The sequence below is a fragment of the Sedimentisphaera cyanobacteriorum genome (assembly GCF_001997385.1).
Lineage (GTDB): Bacteria > Planctomycetota > Phycisphaerae > Sedimentisphaerales > Sedimentisphaeraceae > Sedimentisphaera > Sedimentisphaera cyanobacteriorum.
Map to the genome: position 1 here is coordinate 131,759 of NZ_CP019633.1, position 14,837 is coordinate 146,595.

General features: G+C 45.7%; 9 protein-coding genes. 4 read left to right on the forward strand and 5 right to left on the reverse strand.

The window, feature by feature from the left end; translation table 11 throughout:
* Positions 1-131 precede the first annotated feature (131 nt).
* Positions 132-1,250: a glutamine-hydrolyzing carbamoyl-phosphate synthase small subunit gene (carA, locus tag L21SP3_RS00450; protein ID WP_077538467.1), complete on the reverse strand. Its 1,119-nt coding sequence runs from the start codon at positions 1,248-1,250 to the stop codon at positions 132-134.
* An 11-nt stretch (positions 1,251-1,261) separates the two neighbouring features.
* Entirely contained in the window at positions 1,262-4,477 is a 3,216-nt protein-coding gene (gene carB / locus L21SP3_RS00455) for a carbamoyl-phosphate synthase large subunit (protein WP_077538469.1), read from the reverse strand.
* A 263-nt stretch (positions 4,478-4,740) separates the two neighbouring features.
* Between carB and L21SP3_RS00460 the strand changes: the two genes are divergently transcribed.
* Positions 4,741-5,883, forward strand: coding sequence for a glycosyltransferase family 4 protein (locus L21SP3_RS00460; RefSeq protein ID WP_077538471.1), 1,143 nt, complete (start codon positions 4,741-4,743; stop codon positions 5,881-5,883).
* A 22-nt stretch (positions 5,884-5,905) separates the two neighbouring features.
* Here the strand turns inward: L21SP3_RS00460 and L21SP3_RS00465 are convergent, their stop codons facing one another.
* Both L21SP3_RS00465 and L21SP3_RS00470 read right to left on the reverse strand, forming a co-directional pair.
* Complete coding sequence (locus L21SP3_RS00465) at positions 5,906-8,266, reverse strand: endonuclease/exonuclease/phosphatase family protein (protein ID WP_077538473.1); 2,361 nt, start codon at positions 8,264-8,266, stop codon at positions 5,906-5,908.
* Between the two features lie 307 nt (positions 8,267-8,573).
* Positions 8,574-11,141, reverse strand: a complete 2,568-nt coding sequence (locus L21SP3_RS00470; protein ID WP_077538475.1) for an alpha-amylase family protein — start codon at positions 11,139-11,141, stop codon at positions 8,574-8,576.
* 324 nt (positions 11,142-11,465) lie between these two features.
* Between L21SP3_RS00470 and L21SP3_RS00475 the strand changes: the two genes are divergently transcribed.
* Positions 11,466-12,458: an IS30 family transposase gene (locus tag L21SP3_RS00475; protein ID WP_077538477.1), complete on the forward strand. Its 993-nt coding sequence runs from the start codon at positions 11,466-11,468 to the stop codon at positions 12,456-12,458.
* 208 nt (positions 12,459-12,666) lie between these two features.
* Here the strand turns inward: L21SP3_RS00475 and rnpA are convergent, their stop codons facing one another.
* Positions 12,667-13,050 carry a ribonuclease P protein component gene (gene rnpA, locus L21SP3_RS00480; RefSeq protein WP_077538479.1) on the reverse strand — a complete coding sequence of 128 codons (384 nt, stop codon included), beginning with the start codon at positions 13,048-13,050 and terminating at the stop codon, positions 12,667-12,669.
* Positions 13,051-13,226: 176 nt separating this feature from the next.
* Here rnpA and L21SP3_RS00485 point away from each other — a divergent pair, with 176 nt between their 5' ends.
* Together L21SP3_RS00485 and L21SP3_RS00490 are read left to right on the forward strand one after the other, a co-directional pair.
* The gene (locus tag L21SP3_RS00485) at positions 13,227-13,685 is read left to right on the forward strand and encodes a PTS sugar transporter subunit IIA (protein ID WP_161488023.1); all 459 of its coding nucleotides are present in this window, start codon (positions 13,227-13,229) and stop codon (positions 13,683-13,685) included.
* A gap of 62 nt (positions 13,686-13,747) precedes the next feature.
* Positions 13,748-14,830: a mannose-1-phosphate guanylyltransferase gene (locus L21SP3_RS00490; protein ID WP_161488024.1), complete on the forward strand. Its 1,083-nt coding sequence runs from the start codon at positions 13,748-13,750 to the stop codon at positions 14,828-14,830.
* Positions 14,831-14,837: the final 7 nt, after the last annotated feature.

The window sequence follows — 14,837 nt, forward strand, 5'->3', positions numbered from 1 at the left end:
TTATTTTTCTCTTAAAAGAAAAAAGCCCGGGTTATCCGGCTGTATTCCAAAGATAAACCCGAGCTTTCTAAAATCTTTGATTAGCTCCAAGGTCTCGCCCAATTTTGTTTCAATCAGGGCATTGTGCTAATTCACTGCTTAAACTGCCTTATCATCTTTTTGAAGTCTTCAAAGAGATACCTCGAGTCGTGCGGGCCGGGCGAGGCCTCAGGATGATACTGCACAGTAAACGCCGGATACTCTCTGCATTTTATCCCGGCAAGTGTATTGTCGTTGAGATTTATATGCGTAGCCTCAACCTTATCTCCTATAGAGTCAAGGTCTATGCAGAAGCCGTGGTTTTGGGTGGTTATCTCAATCTTCCCTGTTTCCAGATTCTTCACCGGATGATTTGCGCCTCTGTGGCCGAATTTGAGCTTGAAGCTCTTTGCCCCCAGCGCCAAAGCAAGTATCTGCTGTCCGAGACATATTCCAAACATAGGCACCCTTCCCAGCATTTTTCTAACGTTTTCTATCCCGCAGTTTACCGCAGCCGGATCGCCAGGGCCGTTGCTGAGGAACACCCCGTCCGGATTCATCTTCATAACCTCTTCAGCCGGCATATCAGCTGGAACAACGGTAACGCTGAACCCGTGAGACCTGAGCAGTCTGAGAATATTTCTCTTTATTCCAAAATCGTACGCTGCCACTTTATACTCAATCTCGGGCAGTTTGCGGCCTGTCTTGTAAATGTCGTGCGTACCTTCGTTCCAGTGGTAAGGCTCTTTTGCGCTTATGCTGTTTACAATATTCCTCCCAACAAGTCCCGGGTATTCGCTGAGTTTTTCTTTCAGGCTGCCGGCATCAGTTTCTCCGTGAGAGATAATCCCTCGCATTGCCCCGCTGTCTCTTATATGGCGAACGAGCTTCCTTGTGTCTATGCCTTCCAGCCCCACTATGCCCTGAGATTTTAGCCATTCATCAAGGCTTGCCTCGTTTCTCCAGCTGCTCGGGTAGTCGCAGGCCTCCTTCACAATAAATCCGCTTGCATAGCTTCTTATGCTCTCAAAGTCTTCGCTGTTTGTCCCGTAGTTGCCGATAAGCGGGTAGGTCATTGTGATTATCTGTTCGTTGTATGAGGGGTCTGTCAGGATTTCCTGATAACCTGTCATACTCGTATTAAACACAACCTCGCCGCAGCGGTAAGATTCCGCTCCGAAGCCCCGGCCGTGAAAAACCGTTCCGTCTTCTAATAAAAGAACTGCCTTCAATTTATTATCCTTTATGAACCTGTGTAGTATTCTTGGATACTCTTAACCATCATTTCTCTGCTGCACAAGGTCTTTATCCCTTTTGTTGCTGCTGCTGCCCCGCGCATCGTCGTTACGTAAGGAATCCCCTTGTCCAGAGCAGTTCGCCTTATAGCGAAAGAGTCTGCAATGCTTTTCTCACCTACTGTAGTATTTATGACGAGGTCTATATCCATATTGATTATCGCATCAACAATATTCGGACGGACTTCATTAACCTTCATTGCAAGCTCGGCATTTATGCCCGCCTTCTTCATCGCCTCGCAAGTGCCTTTGGTTGCAGTAATCTTGAATCCGCATTCTTCAAGCTGCTTTGCCAGCTCCACTGCCTTTGGTTTGTCCCAGTCTTTAACGCTGAAGCAGATTGTTCCTTTAACTGGCAGTTTGTTCTTGCAGGCAAGCTGAGCCTTTGCGTAGGCCATTCCGTATTCGCTGCAGATTCCCATCACCTCGCCTGTTGACAGCATTTCCGGGCCGAGAATAGTATCAGCTCCCGGGAATTTGAGGAACGGGAACACCGCCTCTTTTACAGAATGGTGCTCTGGGACTATCTGCTCAAATACGCTGAGGTCTTTGAGCTTCTCGCCTGCCATCACCTTTGCCGCAATTTTAGCAAGCGGCCTTCCGATACTCTTGCTCACAAAAGGAACTGTCCTTGATGCCCTTGGGTTCACCTCAAGTATGTAAATCTCTTTGCCTTTAACTGCGAACTGTATATTCATAAGTCCGCATACGCCAAGCTCCACAGCGAGCGATTTTGTCTGCTGTATTACCCGCTGCCTTACATCCTCATCAAGCGATATCGGCGGAAGAACGCAGGCGCTGTCTCCGGAATGTATTCCTGCCTCTTCGATATGCTCCATAATCCCGCCTATAACCACATCCTTACCGTCGCTGACCGCATCAACATCAAGCTCTGTGGCATCATCGAGGAATTTATCAACGAGTATCGGGTGTTTGCCCGCCGCTTCAACTGCATTCTTAACGCAGTTCTCAAGGGCGTTCTGGTCGTAAACGATTTCCATCGCCCGCCCGCCGAGAACAAACGAAGGGCGAATCAGAAGGGGATATCCAAGCTTATTTGCAATCTCGAGCGTTTCTTCGTAGGTGCGGGCTGTTCCGCTGAAGGGCTGCTGGAGCTGGAGCTTTTCAACTACCGCATTAAACAGCTTCCTGTCTTCTGCCCTTGAGATCGCCTCGGGCGAAGTGCCGATTATATTTACTCCTGCTTCCTCGAGGGCGTCTGCAAGCTTGAGGGGTGTTTGCCCGCCGAACTGAACTATCACGCCGTAAGGTTTTTCCCTGTCTATGATGTTCATAACGTCTTCGAAAGTAAGCGGTTCGAAGAAAAGCTTGTCTGAGGTGTCGTAGTCTGTACTGACGGTTTCAGGGTTGCAGTTTACCATTATCGCTTCGATGCCGATTTCCTTCAGAGCGAAGGCTGCATGCACGCAGCAGTAGTCGAATTCGATTCCCTGTCCGATACGGTTAGGGCCGCCTCCGAGGATTACTACCTTCTTTCTCTCTGTGGGATCTGCCTCGCACTCGTCTTCGTATGTGCTGTAGAGGTAAGGAGTATGTGCTTCAAATTCTGCTCCGCAGGTGTCAACCATCTTGTAAACGTTTTGAATTCCCGCATCTTTTCGGCGAGCTCTGAATTCCGGCTGAGAAATTCCGTAAATCTCTGAGAGGTATTTATCCGAGAAGCCCATTTCCTTGCAGCGTTTGAGCGTTTCAATGGAAAGGTCTTTTAGCTTTGATGATTTGAGTCTTTTTTCCATTTCCACAATCTCGCGGAAATTATTCAAATACCAGCGGTCGATTTTGCAGAGCGAGAAGATTTCTTCTATGCTGAATCCTCTGCGCATTGCCTCAGCGATATACCATACCTTATCCCATCGCATTCCGCTGAGGATTGAACGCAGCTCCTCGTCGGAAACTTCAGCATTGATATATTTTGAATCTAAACTGTATCTTTCAATCTCAAGCGAGCGTATTGATTTATGGAAGGCCTCTTTGAAGGTTCGCCCGATTGCCATAGCCTCGCCTATCGATTTCATCTGTACGGTAAGCTCAGGAGCTGTTTTCGGGAATTTCTCGAATGTAAAGCGCGGGTATTTCACAACGCAGTAGTCAATCGTTGGCTCAAAGCAGGCCGGCGTTTCTTTTGTAATATCGTTGCTGATCTCATCGAGCGTGTATCCAACTGCCAGCAGGGCGGCCATCTTCGCAATTGGAAAGCCCGTTGCCTTGGATGCAAGAGCCGAGCTTCTCGAAACACGCGGGTTCATCTCAATTACGTATATCTTCCCGTTATCCGGATTAACCGAAAACTGTATATTGCATCCGCCTGTCTCAACGCCTATCGCACGGATAATATCAATCGCCGCATTACGCATCGCCTGATACTCCTTGTCCGAGAGCGTTTGAGATGGTGCTACTGTGATGCTGTCGCCTGTATGAACGCCCATCGGGTCGAGGTTTTCTATCGGGCAGACAATCACAACGTTGTCTTTGTTGTCCCGCATTACCTCAAGTTCATACTCCTTCCATCCTATTACCGATTCCTCCACGAGAACCTCGCTTATCGGGCTCAGGTCGAAGCCCCATTTGCAGTACTTCTCGTATTCTTCCATGTTGTAGGCGATATTTCCGCCCATTCCGCCCAGCGTGAATGAAGCCCTGATGATTGCAGGGAATTTAATCCGCTCTACGATCTCATGAGCCTCTTTCCAGTTGTGGGCGTAGCCGCTCTGAGGAACTTCAAGACCAATCTGCTCGATGGTTTTCTTGAAAAGATCCCTCTCCTCGGCCTTCTGGATTGTCTCGAGGTTCGCACCGATCATCTTAACGCCGTACTTTTCCAAAACGCCTCTCTCGGCCACTTCAACAGCGGTATTCAGCCCTGTCTGGCCGCCGAGTGTAGGCAGGATGCTGTCCGGCCTTTCAGCCTCAATAATCTTCTCCACTATATCCGCGGTAATAGGCTCGATATAGGTTTTGTCTGCCATCTCCGGGTCGGTCATAATCGTGGCAGGGTTGCTGTTAACCAGCACAACCTCAAAGCCCTCTTGTTTGAGAACCTTGCAGGCCTGCGCGCCGGAATAGTCAAACTCACATCCCTGGCCGATTACAATCGGGCCGGAACCGATTATCAGAATCTTCTTAATGTCTTCTCTTTTAGGCACTTATATTTCCCTTTGCCATGCTGATTACAGTGTTTTATGTGTCTGGTCTATACTTATACAGCAAAATCTGCGAGATTATACAAAATTTTGAAAATTTTTCCATATATTTAGCTCTGCCTAAAGCATAAAAATTTTACTTTATTTTGCTCTTTCGCCATCTTACTTATCCAGCAGAAAAAAAGTTCTGTTATATTTAAGCTTTTTGAAATATCATTACTTCCAGCGGTTTCTGGGAAAATAGATTTTGCGTTTGATGTAGGCGTATGAAAAAAATAAAGCTTTTAATGATAAATTATGAGTATCCGCCTCTCGGGGGCGGAGCGGGAATAGCAAACCGGAATCTGCTCAAGGCGTTTTCGGCAAGGGATGATATCGAAGCAGACCTACTAACTTCCTTCGCAGGCAGCGGGGTGCGCGAGGAACACTTCAGCGAAAATATCCGTCTGGTTAAGGTGGGCATAGAGAAAAAAGAGCTTCACAAATGGCGAAAGAAGGAGGTTGTTCAGTGGCTCTGGCGAGCGGGTTCTGTTCACAAAGAGATGGTTCAAAAAGGCAGCTACGACCTCTCACACTGTTTTTTCGCGTTCCCTTCCGGCTTTCCTGCTTGGCTTAGGAAAAATAAACTGCCTTACATAATTTCTCTGAGAGGCTCGGATGTCCCCGGATACAACAGCTCCCTTGGTCTCGACTATATCCTGCTTTCATCTTTGTTCAGGCGTATCTGGGGCTCTGCGGACAGAATAGCTGCCAACAGCAGAGGCCTGAAAGCCCTTGCTGAAAAGTTTTACAGCTCCTCGCCGATTGAAGTTATTCCAAACGGTGTTGACAGAGAGCTGTTCCCGCACGCGGATAGGGCATTCAGCTCATCAAGATTAAAGCTGCTTATGGTTGCCAGGCTTACTTACAGAAAGCGGGTGGATATAGCGATAGAAGCCCTTGCGAGGCTGGTTGAAATGGGCGTTGATGCTGAGCTGAATATTGCAGGCACAGGCGAGCTTACTACCGATCTGAAGCGGCTTACCGCTGAAAGAAAGCTCCATAACAGGGTTAATTTCCTTGGAGCGATTGACCACAGCCGGCTTGCAGATGTGTACAGCGAGAATCATATATACCTTATGTGCAGTGAGAATGAGGGGATGAGCAATTCGGTGCTTGAGGCAATATCAACAGGGATGCCCGCAGTTTCCAGCGACTGTCAGGGCAGTGAGGAGCTCATAAAGCAGAACGGCCTGCTCGTGCGTTCGCAGAATCCCAAAATCTACGCAGACTGCCTTAATAAAATTTATTCTTCTCCTGAATTGTACCGCTCTATGAGCCTTGCTGCAGAGAATATTGCAAAACATTATTCAATTCACGCTGCCGGTGAGAAGTATATCCGCCTCTACAGGCAAACCCTCCAGCAGTAGCTTTGCTGCGGGGCAGCAGCTTTTAATCTGAGAATACAAAGTCTGCTGTAAGCGGTCTGTGGTCTGAGGCTATTCTGTCAAGATCAGAGTCTCCTGCAGAACATTTGACAGGTTTGAGCTTGCCTTTATAGAAGATGTGGTCTATGCGCAGGAACGGATGCCTTCCGCAGTAGGTATTGTACTGCGAGCTGTCAGGGATAGCTTCTCTGAAGATTTCTGTGCACTTGCTGTAAAGACTGCTGCGCGGGTCGAAATTGAAATCCCCGCATAACAGAATATTCTCATCGCTTCCAGCTCCGCACTTCCAGCCCTCTCCAAGAAGGTCTTCCAGCTGCGTCTTCTGATTTTTCCCTGTAAGCCCAAGATGAGTGTTAATGATTTGAACCTTTTTCCCTGAAATATCAATCTCCGCCAGAAGGGCTCCTCTGGGCTCATTGTCGTATCTGCTGCAGTTTCCTGAGAGCAGGTCTGATTTGAGCAGTTTCATCGGGAAGCGGCTGAGTATTGCATCGCCGTACTGCTCTTCTTCATATTCGAGTGCGGGAAGGAAGAAGTGGTCCATCTCGAGAATTTCTGCTATTATTTTGGTTTGGTCTTTTTGCCCTGTCTTCTCACGTCCAACATCCAGTTCCTGAAGGCATACTATATCTGGGTTGTACTGCTCAAGCACGCGGGCAATCCGCAGTGGCGAGAGCTTCCCGTCCATGCCTACGCAGCTGTGAACGTTATACGTCATCACCCTTAAAACATCCTGCTGCATGGTTTCAGCTTTCTCTTGGCTTTTAATCTGGCTTGTATCTGACTTACCGAGAACTTCAAAAGCAGCTTTGCGGAGGTCAAGCGGACGAAGATAATCCTTGTCCTTCATCCTGAACGGGTCATTCTCCGGAGTAAGCGCAAAGCCGGTGTATTCCTCTTCGTGAATTCCTCCATGCGAGCCGTTTTCTTTTTTGAATGTGAAGTAGGGCAGTGTTCTTCCCTGATACCCTGATATTATCAGATCGCCTGCATTCTCATTCCTGCATTTATTTATAAAATCCTCAGCAAGCTCTTCAGGTACAAATTCATTATCAAAAAACTCTTTCATTCCGGGCGTGATTTCAAATTCGCTTTCTGAATTCATAGCCAGAACCTTCTCATTCTCGCAAAAGAAGATTAGAGGAATCTTGCCTGTTGCAATAAGTTTTTCTGCAGCTTTTCTCTTTTGTTTTTTCATCTCTTCCGGCAGATAAACTTGAGCCTCAGGAGCGATATCGGTAACTATAACCTCCGAAGATTCTTTGCTTTCTGCGGGCTGTTCAGGTTTTCTCTTGTTAAGCCGCCAGCCGAGGCGGTTGAGGAATGTGAGGTGCTTATTACTTCTGTTTTCATCGGATACGCCTCCCTCTGGTATTAGAGCATCTCGAACTGTTTCCTGTATAGATTCGCCAAAATACCCCTCGTATGAAACGCTGTCAACCTGACCGTGATCTGAGTATATCCAGAAGTCATATTCTTTTTCCGCTTTGATGGAGCTTTTCCAAACCCGCTTGATGGAATTGTCGATACCTTTGAGAGTCCAGAGGGCGTATTTTGAGCTTGCCCCGCGTCTGTGAGACTGCTCGTGATAGCCGATCAGATTGAGCTGAATGATAGGCATCCCCCGCGTCATATCGAGCTTCGAAGATATTATGATTATCTCCCGCAGAAGGATGCAAAGCCCAACCCTTGAAGGTACGAATTTCAGTTCTTTCCAGAGGTTTTCCCCGGCAGTGAGCCCGCGGAAGAAATCAATCAGAGCGAGGCTGAATTCTACAATTAGAAGCCCTGCAACCCGAAGCAGGCTGAATGAGTGGAAAATTACTGCCGCCAGAAAACGGATTGTTCGGCGAAGCCTGAAAACCTCCGAGAGCTTGATTTGGGCAATGCAGAAATGGGGCTCTTTTGCAGAGCCGGTGAATATGTTTGAATATGCGCTTCCGCCTTCAAAAAGTCCGCTGCCGAGTTTCTCCATGCGAGACTGGATTTCTCTCGCCTCCGCTGGATTGAACATGGCAAAAATTCTTTTTGTTTTCTTGTCGTAAAACGAGAAAGACGGAACGTAGCCTTTAATCCCGTAAAAAAGCTCCCCCTGAGCTCCTGGGGTTGCGCAGGGAATGCCGGAATAGTGGTTCCAGATTTTATAGTACTGGTTTTCGATAAGGCTTTTTACGAAGGGCATTTTCCCTGTGCTGATTGCACTTTCAAGCTGCTTTCGGGAAAGCGCATCAATCTGAACAAGCACCAGTCCGCGTTTTTCGCTGTCTTTGGATACATATTTCAGCCCCAAGAGATGCACAAGCCATCTGCTTTTGCTGAAAAATCCCTTGATCTGCCTGAAAATCATCTCCGGCTTATGCAGCATATTCTTCTCCGAAGCGGGCTGAAGGGGAGCTTGCTTTATGTTGAAATAAGCTCTTCAAACCGACCCTGTCTAATTGAACTTTTCGCCGATGACTTGCCTTTATACATTAAAACTGCTCTAAACTAATGAGCTAATAGCATTAATATATCGTTTTGCTCAGTATTTACAAGAAAAAGCCGATTGCCGCAGGATATGTTTATAGATCCCAGCTGCAATTAAACAGGTCGAGCGAATTTCGTCCGCCCTTGTAAAAGAAGATGGTTTTTTAAGATTTTTAACTCTGTATGAATAATCAGCACTAATGCCGCTATTTTTTTTCGTACTTCAGGAAAAGATAATCTCCGGGTTCTGATATTATGAAATTTGCTGCTGAGTTTGAATCAAGGGTTGAGTTCCATTTTCTGCCTGTAATAAGGTTAGTGAATTGAAGCTTTGAATTTCCTGTTATGCTTCTAAGCTGCATTTTGTGTTTTGATTTACTGTTTTCAATTTCCCTGAAAATAGTTAAATATCCTTCTGACTTACCGCAGACTGCCTGAAATCCCGTCCAGCTCTTGTTGTTCGGCTTAGAGCCAATAGGATAAACGAAGCTGTCCCAGATTCTGCTTCTGTGTTCTTTATAGACCTCCAGCAGTGACCTAAGATTTTTCCTTGCATCTTCGCTGTAATACCTTGCAACAGCCATAAATTCGGGTGTACCCATCAGAGCCGTTGCTGCGCAGTAATCTGCGCTGTGTTTATACGCATCGCTTTTATAGCCGTCCGACTGCTTTTTCACAACCTCCGGGTTTTGAATCACAAGCTGCCATTTATTTAAATTCTGATATCTGCTGAGCTGCCAGAAGTCTCGCAGGCACAGGTGCGGGATGTATAAAACGTTGCCGGGCACTTCCGGTTTTCTGTTCATAAAATGTACGTTGCCGTATTCCCTGAAGAGATAGAAGCCGTATCTCGGTGCAGCTTCTGTGGTGTCCCAGCTTACAATGCTTTTGTGATTATTTTCAAGCATATATGTGCGGGCTTTCATTTTCATTTCATTAAGCTTGGTATGGCTTCGCAGATTGGCGAAGTCTATCTTAAACTGCTCGTTTCCGAGGCGATTGTAATTCCAAAGCATCTCTTCCGAACTTATAATATGCGATGCCCAGAGACCCAGCCTCATATTAAACTTCTCCGCCTTTTCAGTAACCTTGCCCCATCCGTTCGGGTACCATTCCTGCCATGGCTTCCAGCCGCGTGTCTCATCAATAAACTTCTTCTCAGGACTCTGCCAGCCGTCATCTATAAGCAGCATATCTATCCCGATATCGCTGCACTCTTCCAGCTCCCGAAGGACTTGATCTTCGCGGGCGTATTTTCGGCCGTCCCAAGGATTTTGCGAATGACCCCATGTGCACATCACTGTCCACATATCACGCTGCTTATCTGTCGGGAATCTCAGCCTGTCGAATGCTTTTACCGCTCTCTCTCTGCTGTCTTTGCCTACCTTATGAACAATTACCCACGAGCCCCAGAGCCATTTGTACTTTTCCTCTGAAAGCTCAGACCGGCTGAGACACCATCCTGTATTTGTAATACCATTGTTTCCGAAAGTGAATTTGCCGGTATCAGCGCCGGGAGTTTGAACTGTCTTATGAGATTCTTTTACCAGAACGAGGCCGTCATTGCCGTCTTGAATAAATAAAAGGTTAGACCAGTCGCATTCTCCTGAAGGCTTCAGCTTCTCCTCTCTTAAAACAGGCGTTTCAGGCTTGTTTCTGTTCTGGGTATCTGAGTAGTAGCCGGCAGCGGAAACCTGCATTTCTGCTGTATCAATTGGTAAGTAATCAACACGCTTGTTTTTTGAAATTCTTTCCTTTAAGCTGCTTTTCTTTATTGCCTGAGACCCACTCAAATATGCAGCAAGCGAGTACCCTTTTGGCTTAGATGATTCGAGCTGTCTTTTCCTTTTTGGGTTTATCCTTATTGGTGCTTTTGCCTTGCCTTTTTTGAAAAGCCATATCTCGCTTATATTCACGTTAGATGGGCCGTGTTTTTCTACATCAATTGTCACTGTTCCATCCATATTTGCAATTTGAGGAAGTTTGAACAGTTTTGTTTCCGCCGGCTTGCCGCCTTCTTTCCAGCCGGGCAGAACGGTGGGTTTAATAACTTCTATACTCGTTTCCCCATCTACCGAGCAAACTTTTGCCGATTGTTTCCTTCCGCCGCTGCCGTAATCCCACCAGCTTAGGCCAACTATATATTCATCCTTTTTAGATATATTGCCGATTGTGAATTTTAGTGCATTATTGTTAAGTAACACAGCAGTCTCCCAGTCTGGTCTTACGCCTTTTGACTGGTTATTTTGATAAATTTTTGCGTTTTCTGCTTTTATGTAAGCATTTTCAGCTTTTTGAGAGCTTTTGCGGGCGCTGCCCTTGGCCCATATCTGTTGGCGAAGGCCTGAAGCGTTTGGATATGCCCATATCTTTTGTTTTAGAGTTAGGTTTTGCTTGGGATAAAAAACTTCGGCAATCACTTCAAGATGAGGGCTGGTAAAGCCTTTGTCAGAGCTTTTCCGGGCATCTAATTTCAGCAGTTTTGCTTTTGAATCATCACTTATTAAATCTGGACAGCTCCAGTCCATATTAAAAGAAGGTTTAATATTCTGCCATTCTTTGCTTGTTTCTTGATTTTTGAGCCCTTCAGTAACAAAGCCATTTCCTGTCCAAAGGAATGTTCTTTCAATTTTTCCTGTAGAGATAATGAGATTCTGTCCTTTTGTTTCAGCTGTTGAGGTTTTGAAAGAGGCGTTAAGTTTGGGCAGGTCTGCATATATGCATGGTGCCTGAGACAAAAAGAGACCAACTGTGATTATAATGACAGCCTTCATGATTTTCTGAACCTTTCTTAAATTCTTAGATTTTAATTTGAAGCGCAACGCTTCGCTAATTTAATCAGCCCGCGTGGCGGGCTGGAGTTTATCGCTTTTAGCTGCCTGAATAGATAAAGAATAAGGGCGGCGGTTAAGCCGCCTCTATCCAGTATAGATTGTTGCGGTGCTCGGGTTGCTCTCCAGCATTGCCCTATCCCCTGCAACAAGATAATCTATTATAGCGATGGCGATTGCTTTTAAAAAGTAAAAAAAGAGTACCCATTACGGTTGTTTTCGATAGAATGTTTTTTTGACGAAAAATACTCTATTTAAGGAACCGCAATGGGCTATAGACATCTTAACATTAATGAGCGGGAAAGCATTCTAAAAATGCGATCTGAAGGAAAAAATTTACTGGAAATCGCCATATATCTCGGCAGGAGCAAGGGCACTATCAGCCGTGAGTTGAATCGAAACATGTCCTCAACCCATGATTATAAGCCCCACCTGGCCCAGCGATATTACAGCAAACGCAGGGCCGCATCCAAGCAGCCATATCGGCTTGAACAGAATGGCCGTCTTCGTCGTCGAGTATGCAGTAAACTCGAGCAATATCACTCGCCTGAACAGATAGCAGGCCGTCTTGAAATCGACTATCCAGATAATGCCCAAATGCGTGTAAGCCCTTTGACCATATATAGTTGGGTTAAACGAGACAAGGTTGACGGCGGTGTTTTTTACAAGTTTTTGCGTCAAGGCCGTCGCAAACGACGAAAGAAGCACGGCAGTAATGACAAGCGTGGCCGGATACCGAACAAACGTTCGATCAGTGAGCGTCCGGAGGTTGTTGACAAGCGTAATCGCTTCGGCGATTGGGAGGGTGACAGCGTCAGCGGTAAAGGACACGGTTCATTTATTGCGACACTTGTCGAGCGTGCAAGCCGCTATCTGCTCTCTGGCAGGATGAAAGATAAGAGTGCCCAGAGCATGAATGAAACCACCCGAAGGTTGTTCAGGAAGATACCAAAGTCCAAGCGTCAAACGATGACAGTTGACAATGGCAAGGAGTTTGCCCAGTTTAAAGAGATGGAAAAAACAGTCGGCCTATGCTGCTACTTTGCTGATCCATACAGTTCTTATCAGCGTGGAACTAATGAAAACACAAACGGCCTGCTTCGTCAGTTCTTCCCTAAGGGAACTGATTTTAAGAAAGTTAGTGATAAGGAACTTGACAAAGTTGTCGCCTTAATCAATAATCGACCAAGGAAATGTTTAAAATATCGGACACCAAATGAAGTGCTCTGGAGCGATGAAAAAAGTTGCGCTTCAGATTAAAATTTTGAATTAATTAAAATATAGTTTTGCCTTTTATTGCAAATTAAACATAAAACCGTTTCCTGCCAATTTTTACACAGGAATATCCAATGTCTAATGATACAATTTCTTTTCTGATATAGCTGTTAATCCGATTTTTCATATTTTTTCAGCCTCAGGTTTTTCTAAACTGCCGGAAAGTATCTTATGTAAGATAATTTTTTTGAGCTTATTTTCCTCTGCTGAACTCGGTGTTAAATTCATCAAAGGCCTTCTCGATACACCTTCCAATCTGGTACTGCTTGATTTTCATAACATCAGCCTTAGGGCTGGAGAGTCTTCTGCTGAAAAGGATTATAACATCGCAGGGCACAAGGAGCTTGTTCTGGTTGAGGCGAAAAGATTCTCTCGCAAGCCGTTTGAGCCTGTTTCGCTTGAAAGCCTTCCCGAACCTTTTCCCAACCGAGACGCCTAAACGGGAATGTTCAAGCCCGTTCGGGGCAGCGTACACATTCACAAGGCTTGTGCATTCACGCCGTCCGTTTCTGATTATCTCCCTGAACCGCTGATTATCTGCAATTCTGTGTTTATTTCTGAAAAACGCTCTGTCCATTCAGTTTCTCTTAAAAGTTTACGGATTATTCTACAAATAACCGGCTTTTCTGCAACTGTCTCCAGCAGGCAAAAGCATCGATTTTTGAAAAAGCTTGAAAAGGTTTGGGAAAGGATTAAAATTATCTGATGGTTGTATCAAACAGCTATTGTTTTATTAAAAACGGAAAAATAAGAATGCTAATCTCACAGATACTGAAAAAATCATCAATTGTAGTACCTCTAAAGTCAACAGAAAAAGATGATGTAATTGAGGAGCTTATAGACAAGCTCAATGAAAACGGCCTGCTTACAGACCGTGATGATGTGTTAGACAAGGTTATGACCCGGGAAATGACCCGAAGCACAGGTATAGGGCAGGGAATCGCTATCCCGCACGGTAAGAGCAAAGGTGTTAACGATCTCATTATGGCTATGGGGATAGCCAGCTCGGAAATTGATTTCGACAGCATAGACAACAAGCCGGTAAGTATCGTTATTCTTCTTGTCTCGCCTGCCGGCCAGACAGGCCCGCATATACAGGCTCTTGCGAAAATAAGCCGCCTTATGCTTGATGGAGATTTCAGGCAGAAGCTTCAGGACGCTCAGGATGCCGAAGAAGTGTACAGCTTACTGAGCAGTAAGGAATCCGAATAATATCGTTATTTAAGCCCGCAGAATCTGCGGGCTTTTTTGGTTCTATCTTACTGGAGAGAATGATGGATTATGCAGTAATTATGGCGGGTGGTTCAGGAACGAGGCTTTGGCCTTTAAGCCGAAAGGACAGACCCAAGCAGATAATTGATATCTTCGGAGGCGAAACCCTCCTGAGGAAGGCCTTCGAAAGGCTTCTGCCGGTTTTTGAGCCAAAAAAGATTTTAGTCCAAACAAATGATGCGCATACAAAGAAGGTAAAGAAGATTCTTCCTGAGGTCCCGAAAAAAAACATTATCGGCGAGCCGTATATGCGAAATACAGCCGGAGCTGTAGGGTTGGCCGCTTCTTTTATTGCCGATAGAGATTCTGATGCTTCTATGACTGTAGTTACAGCAGACCATATCATCGAGCCTCAGGATAAATTTACCCAAACACTCAGCGAAGCGGTTCAGTTTGTCAACGACAATCCGGAAAATCTTATCACTTTCGGAATTACCCCGACATACCCAAGCACTCAGTACGGCTATATCAGGCTCGGCAAGAAAACACCTTACGACGGCAGCGAGGTTTACAAGGTTGAAAGTTTTCAAGAAAAGCCTGATGCCGCAAAGGCGGAGGACTATCTGGAAAGCGGAAATTATCTCTGGAATTCAGGGATGTTTGTTTGGAAAGCGCAGGCGATTCTAAGCAGTCTTTATCACTATCTGCCGGACTGCAAGAAGCCGCTTAAGAAAATTCAGAAAAAGATCGGCTCAAAGAGGCAGGATGAAGTAATAGAAGAGCGGTTCAAAGAAGTGCCAAAGATAAGCATAGATTATGCTGTAATGGAAAAGAGCCCTTCGGTCTATTCTATCAAATTAGACTGCGACTGGCTCGATATGGGTTCTTACAATGCCTTGACGGATCTGATAAATCAGGACAGCGATAATAATGCCCTTGCGGGGAATACCCCTGAGCTTATCGATTGTTCGAATAACATCATTATAAATCAGGATGATAACCATACGATAGCAGGGATCGGCGTTGAGAATATGGTTGTAGCTCACACTGAGGATGTAACCTTTATATGCCCGAGAGAAAAATGCGGGGATATAAAGGAAATGATTGAGCAGGTTCGCAAAAATAAAGGCGAAAAACTGCTTTAGCTGTCAG